The following is a 20,901-nucleotide window of genomic DNA, read 5'->3' as shown; positions in this document are numbered from 1 at the left end:
TGGAAGACGTCAGCATTCGGTGTCGGTCGCGCGGCGGGCAGCGCGACCGAGCATGCCCATGAAGATCGATACGCCGACGATGATCGGCACGAACACGAACGTCGCAATCACCCAGAACGGATCCTTGCGCGCGGCGAGATACCACCACAACGCGGACGAGCAGGCGATCGACAGCGCGACCGCCGCGATCGTGTCGCGCACGAGCGCGTTGCAGACGGCTGCGACGAGTGCGGCCGCGACGATCGTCACTGAAAGTGTCCAACCAAAGTCGCCCATGACGTCGCGTCCTCGTTGACCGCCGTTCGTGCGCCGGACATCGGCAGCCGAAAACGGCGAGTCGAAGCCTTCCGGCTGCGCTAGCATGGTCGCATGCAAGCTGCCGCCGTGCCCACCACGTCCCTCGATCCGCGTGTCTGCGACCAGGCGCGCCTGACCCGCGACGCGCGCTTCGACGGGCTGTTCTACATCGCGGTGACGTCGACCGGGATCTACTGCCGGCCGGTCTGCCCGGCGCCGTCGCCGCGCGTGAAGAACATCCGCTACTACGACAGCGCCGCCGCGGCGTCGGCCGCCGGATTCCGGCCGTGCCTGCGCTGCCGGCCGGAAGCGGCGCCGGGTTCGCCTCTGCACCGCGCGAAGAGCGAACTGGTCGGCGGCGCGTTGCGACTGATCGAACAGGGCGCGCTCGACGAAGGCTCGCTGCCCGAACTCGCGGCGCGCGTCGGCGTCGGCGAGCGCCACTTGCGCCGCGTGTTCGCGCAAGAGCTCGGTGCGAGCCCGCTCGATGTCGCGGCGACGCGCCGCCTGCTGTTCGCGAAGCAGTTGCTGAGCGAAACGGCGCTGCCGATATCGCGCATCGCGGAGGCGTCCGGCTATGCGAGCGTGCGTCGTTTCAATGCGGCGTTCGTCGCGACGTACGGCAAGCCGCCGCGCGAGCTCCGTCGTGGCCGCAGCGGCGATGGCGCGGCGAACGAGCTCGTGCTGCGCCTGCCGTACCGGGTTCCGTACGATTTCGCGCACCTGCTCGAGTTCTACGGGCGGCGCACGATTCCCGGGGTCGAATCCGTCGATGCCTCGGGCTACCGGCGCAGCATCGTCGTCGATGGCGTGCCGGGCTGGTTCGCGGTCAGCGCGATCGATGGCGACGACGCGCTCGCACTGCGCGTGCATCATCCATCGAGCAGCGCGCTCGGCACGATCGCGGCGCGCGTCAAGCGCATGTTCGACGTCGACGCGGATCCGCGCGCGCTCGAACTCGCGCTGCGCGACAGTGCCTTGCTGAAGCCACTGGTCCGCCGCTGGCCGGGCCAGCGCCTGCCGGGCGCATGGGACGGATTCGAACTTGCGGTCCGCGCGGTGCTCGGCCAGCAGGTCAGCGTCGCGGCCGCACGCACGCTCGCTGCGCGCGTCGCGGCGACCCACGGCACGCCGTACGCGGGCGGTGCAGCGGCCGGACTGAGCGCGTTGTTCCCGACGCCCGAACGCCTCGTCGATGCGCCACTTGAACAGCTCGGCATCACGCGTGCGCGCGCGTCGACGATCCGTGGGCTCGCCGCGGCGGTGCTCGAAGGCCGCATCGGCTTTCGTGCGGAACAGTCGCTCGCGGAATTCGAACGCGACCTCGTCGCCCTGCCTGGCATCGGCGCGTGGACCGCGCACTACATCGCGATGCGCGCACTCGCGCAGCCGGATGCATTCCCCGCGGCGGATCTGATCCTTCGGCGCACGGCAGGGCAGGGGCGCACGTTGAGCACGCGCGAACTGGAAGCGGTCAGCGAGGATTGGCGGCCGTGGCGCGCGTATGCAGTGATGCTGCTGTGGCGTGGTTCGTGAGGTGCAGACGATGGAATACGACTATCTGGAAACCCCGATCGGTCGGCTGCTGCTCGCGGCGGACGAGCGCGGGCTGCGCTACGTCGAATTCGAACGGGGCGACCAGGGCAAGCGCATCGGTCCGGACTGGTGGCGCGGACGCGCTCGCCTCGCTGCCGTCGTCGAACAGCTCGAGGCGTACTTCGCCGGCGAACTGCACCTGTTCGATGTGCCGCTCGCGGCCGAAGGCACCGATTTCCGCAAGAACGTGTGGGACGAACTCGTGCAGATCCCGTACGGCGAGACGATCAGCTACGGCGAACTCGCGCGGCGCGTCGGCGACCCCTCTGCGAGCCGCGCGGTCGGTGCCGCGAACGGCGCGAATCCGCTGCCGATCATCGTGCCGTGCCATCGCGTGATCGGCGCGAACGGCAAGCTGACCGGGTTCGGCGGCGGGCTGCCGACCAAGCAGTGGCTGCTCGCGCACGAGCGTCGCCACGCGCCGCGCGCGACGTTCGCGTTGTCGTAGTCGTCGCGCAGCCGCGACCTCCTCAGCACCCGCCCATGCGCTCGCGCAGCGTCGCCTGTTCCCGTTTCAGCTGTGCTTCGGTGTCGCTGAATGCGCGGCGCAGCTTGCCGGTGACCTTGTCGAGTTCATTGCGCAGGTAGGCGCAGGCTTCGTCGGCGGCGGCGTGGCGGCATTCGTCGACGACCCAGACGTAGCTTGCGCCGAGCGGGTCCTTGCTGGCGGGAATGGTCGGGCGATTCTGCAGTTCGGGCGCGGAGACGCCGATCCCGTTCGGGCCGCCGTACGCCTGCGAGAGGGTCTGGCGGTTGCCGGAAACCATTGCGAACGGCACTGCGCTGCGCCGGCCGACGCCATCCTCGCTGATGTAGCGGCTGCCGTCGGTCGCGGTGCACAGGTAGAAATCCGGCGCCGCGACCTGCGGCGCGGGCGCCGGTGCGGGCGCTGCGTCGACCGTGGTCGGAATCGTGTCGTCCGCAGGGAGTGGCGCCGGTGCAGGCGGTGGCGGTGGCGGATCCGCGTAGTGCGTGACCGTTTGCGTGAAGCCCGGCGCGCAGGGCGTGTCCTGGTAGGTCGCGCCGTTCGCATCGGTGCAGCGGAAGATGTCGGTTGCCGACGCCATCGGCGCGGCGAGCAGGGCGGCAAACAGGATCGGCGCATGGTGCATGGGCGCCATCCTAAACCGCTTCGAGCGGCGCGGGTCGAATCGTTGCACAGGGGGCGCGCCGGCGTCGCGCCGGACGGACTACGATGCGCGTTCCGACCCCATGCCGAGCACGTGATGCTTCCTGCCGACCTGATCGATCTCGCCAGCGACACCAAGACGAAGCCGACCGCCGCGATGCGCGCGGCGATGGCCGGCGCCGAGGTCGGCGACGAACGCGCGCACGAGGATCCGACCGTCAACCGGCTGGTCGCGCGATGCGCCGAACTGCTCGGCAAGGAAGCCGCGCTGTTCCTGCCCTCCGGCACGATGGCGAACGAAATCGCGTTGGCCGTGCATTGCCGGCCCGGCGAGGCGGTGCTGTGCGACGCAACCTCGCACATCATCGGTTTCGAGGGGGGCGGTCCGGCCGCGCTCGCCGGGGTGATGATCGAGCCGCTGCAGGGAACGCGCGGCATCTTCGACGCCGCTCAACTGCGCGCGGCGATCCGCGCCGATGCGCCGTATGCACCGCGCCAGCGGCTCGTCGTGGTCGAACAGACCTCGAACCTCGGCGGCGGCGCGATCTGGTCGCGGGGCACGCTCGACGACGTCGCCGCGACCGCGCATGCGGCGGGTCTATCGACCCACATGGATGGCGCGCGACTGCTCAATGCCTGCGTCGCCAGCGGTGTTGCCGCCGCGGACTTCGCGCGCGGCTACGACTCGGTCTGGATCGATTTCGGCAAGGGACTCGGCGCGCCGGGCGGAGCGGTGCTGGCCGGTTCAAGGACGTTCTGCGAAGACGCGTTCCGCTTGAAGCTGCGCTGGGGCGGTGCGTTGCGCCAGGCCGGCATCATCGCCGCCGCCTGCGAATACGGCCTCGACCACCATCTCGCGCGCCTTGCCGAAGACCATGCGAACGCGCGCCGGCTTGCCGCGGGTCTGCAAGGGTTGCCGGGCATCGCGATCGATCCGTCCGAAGTCGAGACGAACCTGGTCTATTTCGACGTCGGAGCGAGCGGCCATGGTGCCGCCGCGTTCGTGCAGGGGCTGCAGGCGCGCGGCGTGCGCATGGTGGCGATGGGTGCGACACGGGTGCGTGCCGTGACGCACCTCGACGTCGATGGCGCGGCGATCGAACGGGCGTTGGTCCTGATTCGCGCGTTTTGTGAGGAAAAGCGACAAAACGCGTCATAGATAAAGGATTCCTGGTATTCCCCGAGCTTGGCGCGCAAATTGCGTATTCCCCTAGGGAACTCCGGGAAAGGCGTGTCGTGGACCTACGTTCGGCGAAGCGGAAGTGGCGATGGGCAATCCTGCCCGTCCTGCTGCTGGCTGCGGCGGTCGCTGGCGCCGATGTGCCGGTCCGGATCGAGCGGCTGGACGTCGAGGATGCCGAAGCGGCCAAGGTGATTTCCGGCGCCTACGATGGCCGCTTCGACATCGAATCGTATGCAGCGCTGACGCCATCCCGCAGCGGCAGCCGCTGGTACCGCCTGAGCCTCGGCGCCGATTGGACCGAGCGCCGCCCGGCCGTGCTGACGATTTCCGAGCCGCAAGGCCTCGTGCTCGACGCCTACCTGCCGCCGGCGTACGCGCGCGCGCCGTACAGCATCTATCGCGCCGACTCGAGCGGTGAATTCACGCGTCACGCGCTCGCAATCGTGATGCCGGCCGGCCTGCACGCGAGCGTACCGATCTATCTGCACGTCCAGCCGGGCCTTGCGGTGCCGCGCGCAATCGCGGTCAGGAAGTCGATCGACGCGCGCAGTCGCGACATCGTCAACGCGCGACTGGACCTGCTGTTCCCGACCCTGCAGCTGGCGACGCTGCTGGTCATGCTGAGCTTCTTCCTGGTGCTGCGCGAACGCATGTACGCGTATTTCTCCGCGCAGATGCTGTTCATCGTGCTGTTCGAGCTGTACGAATGCGGCCTCGGTTTCGAGGTTCCCCCGTTCGCCTGGCTGGCGCCGCTCGGCGAGCGCGTATCGTGGCTGATGGCCGCGACCGCGGCGGTCCTGTCGATCGATTTCTCGCGACTGTTCCTCGACCTCGCGCACGCCTCCCCGCGCAGCGATCGCGTGCTGGCGTGCATGCGCTGGCCGCTGGTCGCGATCGCCGCGTGTGCGGCCGTGCCGTGGTTCGCTCCCGGCTGGTGGATCGAGGACGCGCTCTCGTTCGCGCTCCTCGTGCTCGCGCCGATGCTGCTCGGCGCCGGGCTGTTGGCGTGGCAACGCGGTGGCCTGCGCGGTGCCTACTACCTGTGCGCGTGGGCCCCGGGGCTGCTGTTCGTGATCGTGCGCGCGCTGCAGCTGATCCTGCACTGGCCGCAGCCAGCCTGGCTCGAGTTCGCGTTGCCGGCGGCGTTCGCGTTCGCCAGCATCGTGCTCGCGTTCGGCCTCGCCGATCACATCGTGTCGATCCGCCACGAGCGGGATGTCGCGCACCGGCTGGCCGAGCACGACATGCTGACCGGCGTGCTGAACCGCCGCGCGATCCTCTCGCGCCTGCGCACCGCATTTCTCGCCGCGCGCGAAAAAAAACGTCCGCTTGCGGTGCTGTTCCTCGACCTCGACCACTTCAAGCGCGTCAACGACAGTTACGGCCATCGCGCGGGCGACCAGTGCCTGCGCGCAGTGATCGCACCGATTGCGAGCGAACTGCGCCAGGGCGACGCGCTCGGCCGCTACGGCGGCGAGGAGTTCCTCGTCGTGCTGCCTGGCGCCAGCGCTGCCAACGCCGAAGGCGTGGCCGAACGCATCCGCCAGCGCGTGGAGGAATTGCCGATGCTGATCTCGGGCGTGCGCGTCGGCCTGACGATCAGCATCGGCGTCGCGACCCTCGATGCGGACGTGCTGACGCCCGACGACCTGATCGAGCGCGCCGACGCCGCGCTGTATCTGTCCAAGACCGGCGGCCGCAACCTGGTCAGCATGCACCGCGGTCCGAAATCGCCCGCGGGGGAATTGATGCAGGGCGTCTTGCCGCGCGAGTGACGCACGGCGTTGCGGCAAAGCGCGGCGCGATGCGTCTTTTTGTGGGAGCGACGGAAGTCGCGATGCTCTCGGCCGCTGAAGCGAAAAGCATCGCGGCTTCCGCCGCTCCCACAGATGGCGCCTGCGCCCATCGTGCGAATCTTGCGGCGGGTTGACGAGGCGATTTCGCTAGCCGCGCGGGCGTTCGACGCCGACTGGCAGTGTCGCAATGCGGCGGTACTCGGCGCCATCGAACAACGCCGGATCGGCGAGGCGATCCTCGATCATCGGTGTGGCGTCATTGCCCCAATACAACTCGTCGCCGAGCGCGAGCGTCGGCACGCCGAACACGCCGGCGCCGAGCGCCGCATCGGTGTTCGCGCGCAGCGCATCCTTGACTTCGCCTCGCGCGATCTCGGCGGCGACATCGCCGATGCCGAGCGATCGCGCGACCTCGCGCAGATCGTCAACGCCGGCCGCGCCACCTTCGCGCCAGATGTGATCGAAGATCGCCTGCACCGCGTTCCAGCCGCTGCCCGCAGCAACGCACAGGCGCAACGCGGCCAGCGAAGGAAACGGATGCGACGGAGGAAAGCGCAGCACGATGCCGGCGCGCCCGGCCTGCCATTGCACCAAGCGGTAGGTGAACGCGCGCTTGCCCGGAATCTCCGCCGGGCCGAGCTGGCCGTGCCGCGCAAGCACCGCGCCGAACACGATCGGCACGGGCACGACATCGATGCGCTCGCGCAGCGCATGCATCGCCGGCAACTGCAGGTACGCGAACGGCGATATGAAGTCGAAGTACCAGCGGGCCGTGGTCATGGTGGATTTCCGTTCGATCGTTGCGCCCATTGGAGCACACGCGCGCTTTCCTCCCCTCCAGCCCGGGAGTGGCGCCCTCGGGGAGGCGGCTCTCGCGGCGTGCCTCAGTGCAGGGTCTTGAACACCTGCGGATCGAACGCATCGACCGCGATCACTTCGTCGCGTGCATCGCGCGCTTCGTTGAGCAGGTCGTACTCGGCGCCACTGATCACGCCGGCGGCGACGCCGAGGTCGTCGAGCAGGTAGCCGGGCGCGCGGTCCAGCGTGCCGGCGCGCACCGCGTCGCGCAGCTTCGTCTCGATCGGGATTGCGCGCACCGCCTTGTCGAGTGCGGCTTCAAGCGTGCCGAGACCGGGTTCGCCGGGCGGTGGCACGAATACATCGGCGGTGAGGCTGGTGCGTGCCTCGCGGTTCTCGAGGATGTCGCGCGCGACCTCGCTGCCGAGACGGTCGGACGGCGGCCGGAAACGCGCGCCGAGCGGGAAGATCGCCAGCTTCAGCAAAACCGCGGCCGGGCGTACCGGCAGGTTGTCGAGCACACCGACCAGCGCTTCCTGGACGCGGTACAGGCACAGTTCGGCGCACCACGAGGCGAGAGCGAAGTTCGGGCGCGTCTTCGGCTCGTCGTGGTAGCGCTTCAGCGCGCAACTGGCGAGATACATCCAGGCGAGTGCATCGGCGAGGCGGCCGGAAATCTTCTCGCGCCGTTTCAGCGAACCGCCGAGTACGCCCATCGCGGTGTCCGACACGATCGTGAACGCGGCCGAGAAGCGTGACAGGTGCTGGTAGTAGCGGTGCGTGTCCTCGGTGCGCGGCGCGCCGGCGAGGCGCGATCCGCTCCACGCGAGCAGCTTCGCGCGCACGCTGCGCGTGACGAACAGGTTGACGTGGCCGAAGATCGCGTGGTCGAACGCGGCGAGGTCGTTTTTCGCGACCGCGTCGATTTCCTTCTGCACGAACGGGTGGCAGCGGATCGCGCCCTGGCCGTAGACGATCATCGAACGCGTGAGGATGTTCGCACCCTCGACCGTGATGCCGATCGGCACTGCGTCCCACGCGCGTGCGAGCGCGTTGCGCGGGCCGCGCTGGATCGCGCTGCCGGCGCGGATGTCCATCGCATCGGCGATGACCTGGCGCATGCTGTCGGTGAGATACGCCTTGCATATGTTGCCGATCACCGCGGGCTTCTCGCCGGCGTCGAGTGCGCCACAGGTCAAGTTGCGCGCGGCCGTCATCACGTAGGTGAGGCCGGCAATGCGTGCGAGCGGCTCCTCGATGCCCTCGAAGCGGCCGATCGGCGTGTCGAATTGCTCGCGCACGGTCGCATAGGCGCCGCAGATGCGCGTCGCGAGCTGGGCCGCGCCGATCGACAGCGCCGGCAGCGAGATCGAGCGGCCGGCCGCGAGCGATTCCATCAGCATGCGCCAGCCGTGGCCGATCTGTTCGCGACCGCCGATGACGGCGTCGTCGAGCGGCACGAACACGTCCTTGCCGACGATCGGGCCGTTCATGAACGGCACGCCCATCGGGTCGTGGCGCAGCCCGATCTCGATGCCGCTGGTTGCACGCGGTATCAGCGCGCAGGTGATGCCGCGGTCCTCCTTGTCGCCGATAAGCCTGTGCGGGTCCTTGAGGCGGAACGCGAGGCCGATCAGGGTCGCGACCGGTGCGAGCGTGATGTAGCGCTTCTTCCAGTTGAGGCGCAGGCCGAGCACTTCGACGCCATCGACGATGCGCTTCTCTACGATGCCTTCCGATTGCGTCGCGGCTGCATCGGAGCCCGCTTCCGGGCCGGTCAGCGCGAAGCACGGAATCTCCTCGCCGCGCGCGAGCCGTGCGAGGTATTTCTGTTTCTGCGCGTCGGTGCCGTAATGCAGCAGCAGTTCGCCCGGCCCGAGCGAGTTCGGCACCATCACGGTGACCGCCGCGGTGACCGAGCGGCTCGCGATGCGCGTGACCACGCGCGAATGGCCGATCGCGGAGAAACCGAGGCCGCCATGTTCCTTCGGGATGATCATGCCGAGGAAGCGTTCGCGCTTGATGAAGTCCCAGATCTCCGGCGGCAGGTCGCGTTGCTGGTAGACCTCCCAGTCGCTCAGGCGCCGGCACAACTCGTCGACCGGGCCGTCGATGAAGGCCTGTTCGTCGGCACTGAGCGGTGCCGGTGAAAAATCCAGCAGCTTCTGCCAGTCGGGCATGCCCCCGAACAGGTCGCCGTCCCACCACACCGTGCCGGCTTCGAGCGCGATGCGTTCGGTATCGCCGAGCCGCGGCAGCACTTTCGCGAACACCGGCATGACGAAACGCGAAACCAGTGCGCGCCGCAACACGGGAATGCCGAACAGAGCGGCGAGCGCGATTGCGGCGATCACGCAGGCCGTGAACAGTCCTGGATGCGCGATGCCGGCGAGGCGCCAGCCGAGCAACCAGGTACCGATCGCCGCGATCCAGGCGATAAAGCCGAGCCCGCGGAAGGCGAGCGCGGCGAACAGCACGAGCGCGACGAGTACGGCGATCCACATGGCGTCAGCTCCGATCGGGTGCCCGATTATGCCCACGGCGATGCCCGCTCGCGGGTGAACAGCGCCGCGTGTTCCGGGAATTTCCCCGAGCCCGATCCTGCGCACCTCATCGCGCAACCTGGCCTCAGGATCCGTTCTCTCGACGGCTCGTCGTCCGGCGAACGCGTTCCGCTGCACTCGACACGAACGGTTTCGAAGCGGGACAGACACTAGAATGCGTCGCTCGATCGGGGGGAGTCGCATGCGCATCGTCACCATCCTGCTGTTGCTTCTGTCGCTGTACTTCGGCGCGGGCCTGCTCTGGCCGGCGCGTTACGAAGGGCCGCGCTACGTCCCGCCGGCCGCGGCCGACAGTCCGGCCATGCGCACGCTGCGCGCGCGTCCGCTGCCCGGCGACGAGGCCGGTGACACGCAGGTATTCGCCGAGCTTTATGCGTTGCAGCAAGCGGAGGACGCCGCCGCCTATGCGCGCTGGATGCAGGCTCGCGCGTGGCGCCGCTTCCTCGGTCGCGACGATCCGTCGCTCGCGAACGTGGGCGCGGCGCTCGAGGCTGGCCGCGGCAACGAGGAGGAGCTCGCCGCGTTGCGTGCAGACGTGCTGGCGAAAGTCGTCGCGGTGCGGATCGAGACCGCGCTTGCACCGGCGCTGCTCGAGCGCTACGAGGGCGGCGAGGACATGTCGCGCGGGCGCGTGCTCAACGCAATCACGCCCGGTTTGTGGAGTATCGACATCGACCGCTATCACGACTACCGGGCCGCGGTGAAGGTGCGCAACCTCGCCTCCGCGCCGATCACCTCGACGCCGCTCGCGCCGCTGCGCCTGGTCGTCTCGTGGGACGGCGAGCGCGACAAGAGCCTGCGCTGCGAGCCGCATGGTTACATCGACTTCAAGCCGGGCCTCGAAGTCACGTTCTGGTGCGTGAGCATGGCCGATCTCGGCTGGAAGACGGCGAGCGAGCCGATCGAATGGCTGCGCAGCGGTCGCGGCACCGACGACCATCGCGTCGAACTGGTCGCCGCGGAATCCTCGCTCGCGGTTCCCGATCTCCATCTCTCCGTGCGTCGCGGTGGCAACGACTACCGCACGCCGGAGCTGGACCATGAAGCCGAACTTGCGCGCCATCGCGCCGGCGAGCGCAGCTGTTTCGAGCGTGGCACCTGCGCGCGCGAGATGTTCGACAGCGTCGGCCTCTGGCGCGCGACGCTGGCATGGGCGCTCGCCGCGCTCGGCGTGTGCGTGACCGCAGGTGCGCTCAACCGATCCTTCTCATTGGCCGTGCCGTTGGCGCTGGCAAGCACATTCAACGCCGGCGCGCGCGCGCTCGTCGCTGGCGCCAACGATGCGCATCCGTTTCCGCTGTGGCGCTCGCTGCTGTGGCTGGCCACCTGCTTCGGCCTGGCCGCACTCGCGTGGTCGCTGCGTGCTCCATTGTCGGACTGGCGCGCGATGCGGTCGCGGCCACGACCGGACGTCATCTACGCCCGCTGGTCGCTCGCCGCCGGCACGCTCGGCTCGATCGGTGTCGTCGTCTACGGCGCGTTCCTGCTGTGGATGCTGTGGGTCATGTTCCGCCGCTGACCGCGCGCGACGCGGGTGGGGCGGATCGGCGCGGACGTTGCGACGGGCCGCACGAAACTGCGAAGATCGACCGATGAAGAACAAGGCCGACATCGTCGACAACTGGCTGCCGCGCTATACCAGTACCCCTCTCGACGGCTTCGGCCGGCATATCCTGCTGACCAATTTCGGCCACTACGTCGAACTGTTCGCGCAGTGGCACGGGGTGGAGGTGCGCGGGCGCGACCGGCCGATGCCGAACGCGACCGCGGATGGCATCACCCTGGTCAACTTCGGCATGGGCAGCCCGAATGCGGCGACCGTGATGGACCTGCTGTCGGCGATCGCGCCGGACGCGGCGCTGTTCCTCGGCAAGTGCGGCGGCCTCAAGAAGAAGAACCAGCTCGGCGACCTCGTGCTGCCGATCGCCGCGATCCGCGGCGAGGGCACCTCGAACGATTACCTGTTGCCGGAAGTGCCGGCGCTGCCGGCGTTCCAGCTGCAGCGCGCGGTATCGACCATGATCCGCGACCTCGGCCACGACTACTGGACCGGCACGGTGTACACCACCAACCGGCGCGTATGGGAGCATGACGTCGCGTTCAAGGAATACCTGCGCAAGACGCGCTGCATGGCGATCGACATGGAGACCGCGACGATCTTCGCGGCCGGTTTCGCCAACCACATCCCGACCGGGGCGCTGCTGCTGGTGTCCGACCAGCCGATGATCCCGGAAGGCGTGAAGACCGAGGCGAGCGACAAGCTGATCACCGCCAACTTCGTCGAGGCGCACATCAAGGTCGGCATCGAGGCGCTCAAGCTCGTGCGCCGCAACGGGCGCAGCGTGAAGCACCTGCGCTTCGAAGACGACAACGAAGCCTGATCGATCGCGGTTGCGCGACCGAAGCCAGCGGGAGAACGCAACATGCCCAGACATCCACGTGCGAACCGTCACAGCGAACGCCACCGCAGCGAGCACATCGGCTGGCTGCGCGCGGCCGTGCTCGGTGCGAATGACGGCATCCTTTCGACCGCCGGGCTGATTGTCGGCGTCGCCAGTGCCCAGGCATCGAAGTCGGCGGTGCTGCTGGCGGGGTTCGCCGGACTGGTGGCGGGCGGTTTCTCGATGGCCGCCGGCGAATACGTTTCGGTGAGTTCGCAGACCGACACCGAGGCGGCGGATCGCGCACGCGAGCAGCAGGAGCTCGCGTCCGACCCGTCGGGCGAGCGCGAGGAGCTCGTCAACATCTACGTCGGACGCGGGCTCGACCGCGAATTGGCCGGGCGGGTCGCGGACCAGATGATGGCGCACGACGCGCTCGGCACGCACCTGCGCGACGAACTCGGCCTCAGCGAGACGCTGCGGGCGCGGCCGATCCAGGCGGCGCTGACCTCGGCCGCCACCTTCGCGGCGGGATCGGCACTGCCCTTGCTCGCCGTCGTTCCGGCGCCGGCCGCGCACGTCGCGGTGACGGTCGCCGCGGTGGCGCTGGTGGCGCTCGGCGTTCTCGGCGCCGTGGCGGCGCGCACGGGAGGCGCGCCCGCCATCGCCGGCTCCGTGCGCGTGCTGTTCTGGGGCGCCCTCGCGATGGTCGCGACCGCCGCGGTCGGCAAGCTGTTCGGCGTCGCGGTCTGAACCATCCGGCGCAATCGCGTTTGCTGAAAAGGGTACATCGGCACGCATCGACGATCGCCTGATCGGCACGGGCCTTGCATGGAAAATTGCACTTTGTGTGACCTGCGCCGAACGCGATGTCCGCGTTCGCGCTCACACGCCAAATGGGGTGCAGCATCATGCAGGGCATGTCGACGAGCGACCACCAGGATTCGAAGTTGCCCGCGGGCGAGGACGCCGCCACGTGGTATGCGCGTCGCCCATGGGTCGTCCACTACCCGGATTCGATGCCGCGCGACGTCGACATCGAAGCGGGCGCGACCATGCTGTCGTTGCTGCAGGCCGCGTGCAGGGAGCATGCGGATGGCATCGCGTTCGAGTTCGACGGCGAGCTGCTGACCTTTCGCGAATGGCTGCAGCGCGCCGATGCCCTCGCGCGCTTCTTCGTGCACGAATGGCGACTCGAAGCAGGCGATCGCGTGCTGTTCATGCTGCCGAACCTGCCCGCGTTCCCGATCGCGTTGCTCGCCGCCTGGATCGCCGGGCTCGCGGTCATGCCGGTCTATGTCGCGGCGACCACCCAGGAGCTCGAAGGCCCGATCGCCGCGATCGCGCCCAAGGCGATCGTCGGCCTCGACGTGCTCATGCCGACGGCCCGTGCGGCACGCGGCGCGGATGCGATGCGCGAACTCGTGGTCAGCGCTCCTGCCGAATTCTTCGGCATCGCTGCGCCGGGGCCGGCCCATGCGGTCGCGTTCGAGGAGGCGATCCGCGCGGGCGCAGCGATGGAACCGGTGCAACGGATCGTGCGTCCCGACGATCTCGCGCTGATGTCCTACACCGGCGGCACCACCGGCGTGTCGAAGGCGGTGCGGACCACCCACGCGAACATGCGTGCCGGAATCGAGATCCTGCGCATCACGATGTCCGAACACACCTGCGGCGCCGGTGGCCTCGTGGCGAGCGTGCATCCGTTCTCGCACGCGGCCGGAATGTCGGTGAACCTCCTGCAGTATTCGAGCCGTGGCGTCACGCAGCTCCTGTTTCCGAAGATGGTCGACGCCGAGCGCGTCGTGGCCGCGTGGCGCGAGCGTCCGATCAACTCGATCCTCGCGGGACCCGCGTTCCACAACCGCCTGATGGCGACGCCGGGTTTCGCCGAACTCGATTTCTCCGCGTTGCGTTCAGGCCTCGTCGGCGGCATGCCGTTGCGCGCCGACATCCGTGACCGCTTCGAGCAGATCACCGGCAAGCCGCTGTTGCAGGGCTACGGCCTCACCGAAACCTCGGTGCCGATTGCCGGCGAGCTCGGTTTCGAGCGTCACGTCGGCAGCGTCGGCTTCCCGTTCCCGTCGGTCGAGCTCACGATGCGCGACCCCGACCAGGCCGACCTGCGCGCGGTGCCGCCCGGCGCGATCGGCGAAGTCTGGCTGCGCGGCCCGTTCATGATGTCCGGCTACTACCAGCGTCCGGACGAGACTGCGCGCGCGATCACCGCCGACGGCTGGTTCCGCACCGGCGATCTCGGCCGCATGGAGGCGAGCGGCGCGCTCTACCTGCTCGGTCGCATCAAGGACATGATCCTCGTCGACGGCGCCAACGTGTATCCCGCCGCGATCGAGGACGTCGTCGGCGCGCACCCCGGCATCGCCGACGTCTGCGCGGTAGGCATGGCCGACGAGGAAGACGGCGAGCGCGTGCGTCTGTTCGTCGTGCGGCGCGATCCGGCCCTCGACGAGGCGGGCGTCGCGCAGTGGTGCGCCGAACGCCTGTCGCATTTCAAGTTGCCCAAGCGGATCGAGTTCGTCGACGCGCTGCCACGCTCGGCAGTGGACAAGTTGCTGCGGCGCGAATTGAGCGATCGGCCGCTGACGTGAGCAGCGTCGGGCCGCACCGGACGGCAGGCGGGCGCAGGATGTCGCCCGCTTGCACGGAACGTGCACTATCATGCGCCGCTCGCTCCCGCGGCCGTGTATTCCCGTGATGCGCTTCCTGCGACGTCTTCTCGTCCTGTTGTCCGTGCTCCTCATCCTGGTCGTGCTCGGCGCATGGCTCGCGTTGCGCGGCAGCCTGCCGCGCTATGACGGCGAGGTCGTCGCTCCGGCGCTTGGTGCGCCAGTAACGGTCGAACGCGACGCGCTAGGCAGCGTGACCGTGCGCGCAGGCAGTCGCAACGATGCGACCTGGGCACTCGGCTACGTGCACGCGCAGGAGCGATTCTTCGAAATGGACCTGCTGCGCCGGCGCGCCGCCGGCGAACTCGCGGAGATCCTCGGCGCGGTTGCACTGCCGGCCGATCGCACGGCTCGCACGCATCGCATGCGCGCACGCGCGCAGGCGGCCTACGAGGCCTTGCCGGCCGCGCAACGCACACTCATCGACTGTTACCGCGACGGCATCAATGCAGGCCTGGCGGCGTTGTCGACGCGACCGTTCACCTATCTGCTGACGCGCGCCACGCCGGCAGCATGGCGCAGCGAAGACAGCCTGCTCGTGATCGCCGCGATGGCGTTCACCCTTCACGATGCCGAGAACAAGCGCGAACTGGCTTTCGCGCAGATGCATGCGGCGTTGCCGGAATCGGCATTCCGGTATCTCGTGGCCAGCGGCGGCACCTGGGATGCGCCGATCACCGACGAGCCGCTGGTCTGGCCCGAACCGCCCTCCGCCGCCGAGCTCGACCTGCATGCGCTCGATCCGCACCTGCTGCGTCCGACGGACGCGAATGCGGAACGTGCACCAGGCAGCAACAGTTTCGCCGTCGGCGGCGCGCTTGCCGGCGGTGCCGCTCTGGTTGCGAACGACGCCCACCTCGATCTGCGCGTGCCCGGTCTGTGGTTCCGCGTGCGTTTGGTTTATCCGGATCCACACCGCGCCGGCGCGAGCATCGACATCAGTGGCGCGGGCCTGCCCGGCATGCCCGCGGTCGTCATCGGCAGCAACGGCAAGGTCGCCTGGAGTTTTACCAACAGCTACATCGACACCGCCGACTGGGCGCGCGTGGTGCGCGATCCGGCGAACCCCGATCGCTACCGTACCGCCGAGGGCTGGGCAGCCATTTCGAAGCGGACCGAAATCCTGCACGTGCATGGTGCTGCCGACGCGACGCTCGACGTCGAGGAGACGCAATGGGGCCCGATCGTCGCGAAGGATGCCGACGGCACACCGCTCGCGCTCGCGTGGACCGCGCAGCAGCCGGGTGCGATCGACGTCGAACTTGGCCGGATGGACGAAGCGTGGACGGTCGCGGAAGCCGTCGCGGTCGCCCAGGCGAGCGGCATACCGCCGCAGAATTTCATCGTCGGCGACAGCGCCGGCAACATCGCGTGGACGATCGCCGGGCGCGTTCCGAAACGCACGGGCGGCTTCGATCCCGCGTTGCCTGGCGACTGGTCGCAGGCGGGATCCGGCTGGGCGGGCTGGCTTGATGCGGGCGATGTGCCCGTCGTTTCGAATCCGCCGGAACAACGCCTGTGGACCGCGAACCAGCGCGTGGTCGGCGACGCGGCCCTGGCTTCGCTCGGCGACGGCGGCTACGACATGGGTGCGCGTGCGCGCCAGATCCGCGACGACCTGCGCGCGCGCGCAGCGTTCGTGCCCGCGGACATGCTTGAAATCCAGCTCGACGACCGCGCGCTCATGCTCGAACGCTGGAAGGACCTGATGCTGCGCGAACTGGATCGTGCACCGGCGTCGGCATTGAACGCGGCAATGAAAGAGGCGCTGGCCGGCTGGAACGGCAGGGCCGCCATCGATTCGGTCGGCTACCGGCTCGTGCGCGCATGGCGCAACGAAGTCGTCGACAGCGTGCTGGACGGGTTTTCCGCCGCTGTACGGCGCAGATTTCCCGATTTCGCGATGCCGAAGATGTCGCTGGTCGAAAACGCGGTGTGGAAACTGCTGGAGCAGCGTCCCGCGCACCTGCTGCCGCCCGGCAATGCGGACTGGGATGCGTTGCTCGTCGCATGTGCCGAACGCATCGGCGCGACACTCGACGCGCAACCGGGCGGGCTCGCGGCGCGCACGTGGGGCGAGCGCAACACGATGCGCATCGTGCATCCGCTGTCGCGCGCGCTGCCCGCGTTCATCGCGCGCCGGCTCGACATGCCGTACCAGCCGTTGCCGGGCGACATCAACATGCCGCGCGTGCAAGGTCCCTCGTTCGGGGCGTCGGAACGTTTCGCCGTACGTCCGGGCGACGAAGCGCACGGGTATTTCATGATGTCCGGCGGCCAAAGCGGGCACCCGTTGTCGCCGTACTACGGCGCGGGGCACCAGGACTGGGCCGAGGGCAAGCCGACGCCGTTCCTGCCGGGCGCCGCGCAGCACACGTTGAGATTCGCGCCCGCACCCTGATGCGGAGCCGCTGCATCGAGACGCATTGCGTGGATCAATACGCGAGCAGTGCGTGCAACGGCGCGCCGTCGCCCCAGCGCGCGCGACCCGGTAGCGCAGCCAGCTCGATCAGCACGCTTGCGCCGACGACCTGTGCGCCGAGCTTTGCGACGAGCGATCGCGCCGCGCACAAGGTTCCGCCGGTCGCGAGCACGTCGTCGACAATGAGCACGCGTTCGCCGCTGCGGAACGCATCCGCACGCGCCTCGAGGCGATCGTGGCCGTATTCGAGTTCGTAGTCGACCGCAACGACCGGCGGCGGCAGCTTGCCCGGCTTGCGCAGCGGCACGAAACCCGCGCCGAGCGCGGTCGCGAGCGCGGCGCCGAAGATGAAGCCGCGCGACTCGATCGCGCACACCGTCCGCACCTGCGCATCGCGCCACGGCTCGGCCAGCAGCGCAATGCAGCGCGCGAACCCGCCGGCGTCGGCAAGCAGCGGCGTGATGTCGCGGAACACGATGCCGGGGCTCGGGAAGTCGGGCACCGCGCGGATCAGGGCTTGCAGTTGTTGCATGATCTGAGGGCCGAGGGCTGTGTTGGCGAGCGTGACCGGGATGCGAAGGGGTTGGTGCGCTCGCGCACGCGTGTGCTGCCAGGTGCGACCGGATTGCGCGAGCGCCGGGGCTGCGATGCCTTTCGGCCCTCAGCCCCCGGCCCCAGCCTCAATAACGCGGAATCGACGGATCGATCTCGACCGACCACGCATCGATGCCGCCTTCGACGTTCCACAGGTTGGTGAAACCGTGCTCGCGGAAATGCTCGGCCGCATTGCGGCTGGAATTGCCGTGGTGGCAGATGAACGCGAGCGCGGTGTCTTTCGGCAGCGCGGTCAGGCGCGCGTGCGAGTCCGGGGTCAGCACGTCGGCACCGGCGAACGGTGCGATCGCGCGGTCCTGTTCCGGGCGCACGTCGATGACGAGGATGTCGCCCGCCTGCATGCGTTGCTGCAACGCGTGCACGTCGAGTGATTTCAGTGCCTGCGGGGCCTGCGGCAGGAAGATCGCGAGGCCCTCGCCGTGCGGCGTGCGCGTCCAGTCGATCGTGGCGCCGCGCGCGCGCTGCGCGCTGGCCGCGTCGAAGCGCACTTCGAGGCCGTTGGCGAGCGCGACGATGTCGTTCGCGCCCGGTTCGCGCAGCTGGAACTGCGGCTGGAAGCGGCCGTCGACGACGAGGAAGAGTCTTGCCTCGCCAGCGTCCGCGAGCGCCGCGCGCACCTTTTCGACGGCGGCATCGGAGATCGTGATCTGCGGCGGGGTGCGATCCGGCTCGGCGACGCCGAGCACGCGATGCAGCTCGCCTGAATCGAACATCGATTGCACGATGTCGGCGCCGCCGACCAGTTCGCGGTCGATGTACAGCTGCGGGATCGTCGGCCAATTGCCGAATTCCTTGATCCCGCCGCGGATCTCCTCGTCGGCGAGTACGTCGACGCTCTGGTAGTCGTCGAGCAGCGCGTTGAGTCGGTCCGCCGCGGCGGCCGAAAAGCCGCACTGCGGCGCATGGCGCGTGCCCTTCATGAAAAGCACGACGCGGTGGTTCGCGAGCAGGGTTTCGATGCGCGCGCGGGTGGCGGGGGAGAGCGACATGGCAGGTTCCGGATGGCGAATCGGCAATGATACGCGCCCGTTCGGGACGCGTCTGGCTGCCCCCGGATTTGTAGGCGATAATCCGCGCCGCAAGGGGCACGGAATCCGCCCGCCGCGAGGCGTGCAGGCCGGCAGGACGCCGGGGACTCCGGCAAGGAAAGATGCACAGGCTGGGGAGGGGTGTCATGGCACGTCGCAAGTCGCTGGCGGTCGCAATCGGGTTCGCGCTGTCTTCCATCGTGGTTTCGTCCGCTGCGTCCGCGCAGGCGACGCCGCCGCAACCGCCGAGTGAAGGCTACGTGCCGGTGACCTACGTCGGCTCGAACGCGCGCATCTCGCTTGGCATCAACGAACACGGCGACGTGCTCGGCGAGATCCTCGGCATCCTCGGCAAGACCGACGACCACGCCTGGCTGACCCAGCTCTGGCTCGGCCAGGGCGGCGCCGGTGGCGTGCAGGTCGACTACCACTGGCTGCGCGGCAGCGCCGATGCAGAAAGCGAACACCCGGGCAGTGCCAGCGTGCTGAAGGCGTTCGGCGCGTTCGACCAGAACGTGTGGAAGGACCGCAAGCTCTCGCTCGGCTTTGGCTGGGAGAAGAACGACCTGTCGATCGACGGCTACCTCATGCATGCGACCAGCGGCTCGCGCCTCGCTGGCGCGATCCACACCATCGACGTCACCCAGCTCACCGGCAGCGACGCGAACGGCGACTACACGCAGACGCAGACGATCGACACGCTGACCGAATCGTTCGAGCATCCATACGACAACGGCGTCGGCGTGCGCTTCGGCAAGTACTTCGACCAGCCGCTGCTGCGCGTGCGCGGTGGCCTCGACTACGAGCGCGGCAAGTACAGCTCGGACCAGTGGACGCTGTCGCTCGGCCTCGACAAGTATTTCGCGAACACCGGTTTCAGCGTTTCGCTGCTCGGCGAGAGCCTGCACAAGAGCGGCGACTTCGAGCTCGACAAGAACGACACGCGCGGCTGGCTGCTGCTGCGCTACGACATTGGCCAGAACTACCGGCAACGCCAACCGTTCCGCATGGTCGAGGCCCCGCGTGTGGACGCCGCGCCTGCGCCGGTGGCGCCGCAGGTCGTGCGCAACGAAGTGCGCCTCGACGGTGACGCGTTCTTCGACTTCGACCATGCCGAACTGCGCCCGGACGCGCGCGCCGCCCTCGACAAGCTCATCGCGAAACTGAAGTCGGCGAGCCGCGTCAGTCGAGTCAGCGTGGTCGGCCACACCGATTCGGTCGGCAGCGTCGCCTACAACCAGAAACTGTCCGAACGCCGCGCCGCGAGCGCGAAGGCGTACCTGGTCGCGCACGGCATCGAAGCGGAGCAGATCGACACGCACGGCGAAGGCGAGCTGAACCCGACCTTCCCGAACGACACGCGCGCAAACCGGCAGAAGAACCGCCGCGTCGACGTCGACTTCCTCACCATCGAGGAAACCACGCAGCCGTCGCCGCCGACGCCGTCGCCGCAGGTCGAATGGATCAAGGAACCGGTCAAGGCTTCGCCCGCCTGGATCGAGCGCGCGCTGCGCAACCCGGCCGAACACAAGCGCACCGTCGACGTGTACCGCTTCGAGCGCAACACGAGCACCACCACGCTCGGGCCGCGCGAATACCTCAACCATCCGCCGGTCGCGCAGGACGACGTCGCGACCGTCGACCGCGACTCGACCGACAACACGATCGCCGTGCTCGCCAACGACAGCGATCCCGACGGCGACACGCTGCAGGTCACTGCGGTGACGCCGCCGGCGCACGGCAGCGCGAGCACAAGCGCGAGTGGCGTCGTGTATACGCCGGCCGCGGGCTACCTCGGCGACGACAGCTTCACCTACACGATCAGCGACGGCCACGGCGGCAACGCGACCGCGACCGTGCACGTCACCGTCATCACGCCGAACCATCCGCCGGTCGCAGGGCCACTGTCGGTGCGCGTGCTCAAGGGCAGCTCGATCGACATCCCGGTTCTGCAGGCCGCGTCCGATCCGGATGGTGATCCGCTCACCGTCGTCTCGGTCACCCACACCGGCCCGCTGCCGGACAACACGGTCTCGATCAATCCCGACTTCACCGTGCACTACCAGTCGGTCCACGGCTGGTTCGGCCAGGACTACTTCGAATACACCGTGTCCGACGGCAAGGGCGGCACCGCGACCGGCACGATCGCGGTGTTCGTGTACGAGCAGTCCCCCCCGTTCTAGAGCCTCCTTGTCACATCTCCCGGCCGGGGAGATGTCGACGCGAGCAGCGCGGCGGCAAGGTGCGAGCGTAGCGACGCCGAGACTGTGGGAGCAACTGTCTTCACCCAGTCACAGGCATTTTCCATTCGACCTTGTCGCGCACCATGGCGTTGAGTCGGACGAGCAAGACACGCATGCAGGCGGTAATGGCGACTTTGGCGCACTTGCCCAACTGCCGTAGGC

Annotated in this window: 16 protein-coding genes; 10 read left to right on the top strand and 6 right to left on the bottom strand. The window is 68.8% G+C overall.

The genetic code is table 11. The annotated features are described in order from the left end of the window. Window positions 1-9: 9 nt before the first annotated feature. The gene (locus ACILRJ_RS00080) at window positions 10-276 is read right to left on the bottom strand and encodes a hypothetical protein (protein WP_395679098.1); all 267 of its coding nucleotides are present in this window, start codon (window positions 274-276) and stop codon (window positions 10-12) included. 93 nt (window positions 277-369) lie between these two features. Here ACILRJ_RS00080 and ACILRJ_RS00075 point away from each other — a divergent pair, with 93 nt between their 5' ends. Beyond that, window positions 370-1,833 (top strand): AlkA N-terminal domain-containing protein, encoded by a 1,464-nt coding sequence (locus tag ACILRJ_RS00075; RefSeq protein ID WP_395679096.1) that lies wholly within the window; start codon window positions 370-372, stop codon window positions 1,831-1,833. Between the two features lie 10 nt (window positions 1,834-1,843). Continuing rightward, window positions 1,844-2,341 (top strand): methylated-DNA--[protein]-cysteine S-methyltransferase, encoded by a 498-nt coding sequence (locus tag ACILRJ_RS00070; RefSeq protein WP_395679094.1) that lies wholly within the window; start codon window positions 1,844-1,846, stop codon window positions 2,339-2,341. Between the two features lie 22 nt (window positions 2,342-2,363). On the opposite strand, the gene ACILRJ_RS00065 is transcribed toward ACILRJ_RS00070, so the two are convergent. After that, a complete protein-coding gene (locus ACILRJ_RS00065) occupies window positions 2,364-3,005 on the bottom strand; it encodes a DUF4124 domain-containing protein (RefSeq protein ID WP_395679092.1) in 642 nt (213 codons plus the stop codon). A gap of 114 nt (window positions 3,006-3,119) precedes the next feature. Here ACILRJ_RS00065 and ACILRJ_RS00060 point away from each other — a divergent pair, with 114 nt between their 5' ends. Further along, the gene (locus ACILRJ_RS00060) at window positions 3,120-4,181 is read left to right on the top strand and encodes a threonine aldolase family protein (protein ID WP_395679090.1); all 1,062 of its coding nucleotides are present in this window, start codon (window positions 3,120-3,122) and stop codon (window positions 4,179-4,181) included. 77 nt (window positions 4,182-4,258) lie between these two features. Further along, window positions 4,259-5,980, top strand: a complete 1,722-nt coding sequence (locus ACILRJ_RS00055; RefSeq protein ID WP_395679088.1) for a GGDEF domain-containing protein — start codon at window positions 4,259-4,261, stop codon at window positions 5,978-5,980. Between the two features lie 168 nt (window positions 5,981-6,148). Here ACILRJ_RS00055 and ACILRJ_RS00050 read toward each other — a convergent pair whose 3' ends face one another. Both ACILRJ_RS00050 and ACILRJ_RS00045 read right to left on the bottom strand, forming a co-directional pair. Then, window positions 6,149-6,781: a 2-hydroxychromene-2-carboxylate isomerase gene (locus tag ACILRJ_RS00050; protein ID WP_395679086.1), complete on the bottom strand. Its 633-nt coding sequence runs from the start codon at window positions 6,779-6,781 to the stop codon at window positions 6,149-6,151. Between the two features lie 104 nt (window positions 6,782-6,885). Next, window positions 6,886-9,303 carry an acyl-CoA dehydrogenase gene (locus ACILRJ_RS00045; RefSeq protein WP_395679084.1) on the bottom strand — a complete coding sequence of 806 codons (2,418 nt, stop codon included), beginning with the start codon at window positions 9,301-9,303 and terminating at the stop codon, window positions 6,886-6,888. A 241-nt stretch (window positions 9,304-9,544) separates the two neighbouring features. On the opposite strand from ACILRJ_RS00045, the gene ACILRJ_RS00040 reads away from it, so the two are divergent. The 5 genes from ACILRJ_RS00040 (at window position 9,545) to ACILRJ_RS00020 (ending at window position 16,832) form a co-directional block, all read left to right on the top strand. Further along, complete coding sequence (locus ACILRJ_RS00040) at window positions 9,545-10,882, top strand: hypothetical protein (protein WP_395679082.1); 1,338 nt, start codon at window positions 9,545-9,547, stop codon at window positions 10,880-10,882. A gap of 73 nt (window positions 10,883-10,955) precedes the next feature. Next, complete coding sequence (locus ACILRJ_RS00035) at window positions 10,956-11,744, top strand: AMP nucleosidase (protein WP_395679080.1); 789 nt, start codon at window positions 10,956-10,958, stop codon at window positions 11,742-11,744. Window positions 11,745-11,786: 42 nt separating this feature from the next. Then, complete coding sequence (locus ACILRJ_RS00030; protein ID WP_395679078.1) at window positions 11,787-12,497, top strand: VIT family protein; 711 nt, start codon at window positions 11,787-11,789, stop codon at window positions 12,495-12,497. A 167-nt stretch (window positions 12,498-12,664) separates the two neighbouring features. Continuing rightward, a complete protein-coding gene (locus tag ACILRJ_RS00025) occupies window positions 12,665-14,353 on the top strand; it encodes an AMP-binding protein (RefSeq protein WP_395679076.1) in 1,689 nt (562 codons plus the stop codon). Between the two features lie 70 nt (window positions 14,354-14,423). After that, window positions 14,424-16,832 (top strand): penicillin acylase family protein, encoded by a 2,409-nt coding sequence (locus ACILRJ_RS00020; protein ID WP_395679074.1) that lies wholly within the window; start codon window positions 14,424-14,426, stop codon window positions 16,830-16,832. A gap of 34 nt (window positions 16,833-16,866) precedes the next feature. Here ACILRJ_RS00020 and ACILRJ_RS00015 read toward each other — a convergent pair whose 3' ends face one another. Further along, window positions 16,867-17,385, bottom strand: coding sequence for an adenine phosphoribosyltransferase (locus tag ACILRJ_RS00015; protein ID WP_395679072.1), 519 nt, complete (start codon window positions 17,383-17,385; stop codon window positions 16,867-16,869). Between the two features lie 148 nt (window positions 17,386-17,533). Continuing rightward, the gene (gene grxD, locus ACILRJ_RS00010) at window positions 17,534-18,457 is read right to left on the bottom strand and encodes a Grx4 family monothiol glutaredoxin (protein ID WP_395679069.1); all 924 of its coding nucleotides are present in this window, start codon (window positions 18,455-18,457) and stop codon (window positions 17,534-17,536) included. A 185-nt stretch (window positions 18,458-18,642) separates the two neighbouring features. Between grxD and ACILRJ_RS00005 the strand changes: the two genes are divergently transcribed. Then, a complete protein-coding gene (locus tag ACILRJ_RS00005; protein ID WP_395679067.1) occupies window positions 18,643-20,679 on the top strand; it encodes an Ig-like domain-containing protein in 2,037 nt (678 codons plus the stop codon). Window positions 20,680-20,901 lie beyond the last annotated feature (222 nt).

It is taken from the genome of Dokdonella sp. (assembly GCF_044227025.1).
GTDB lineage: Bacteria > Pseudomonadota > Gammaproteobacteria > Xanthomonadales > Rhodanobacteraceae > Dokdonella_A.
Note: the sequence above shows the minus strand (reverse complement) of the source record. Positions and strands in the feature narration are given on the sequence as shown.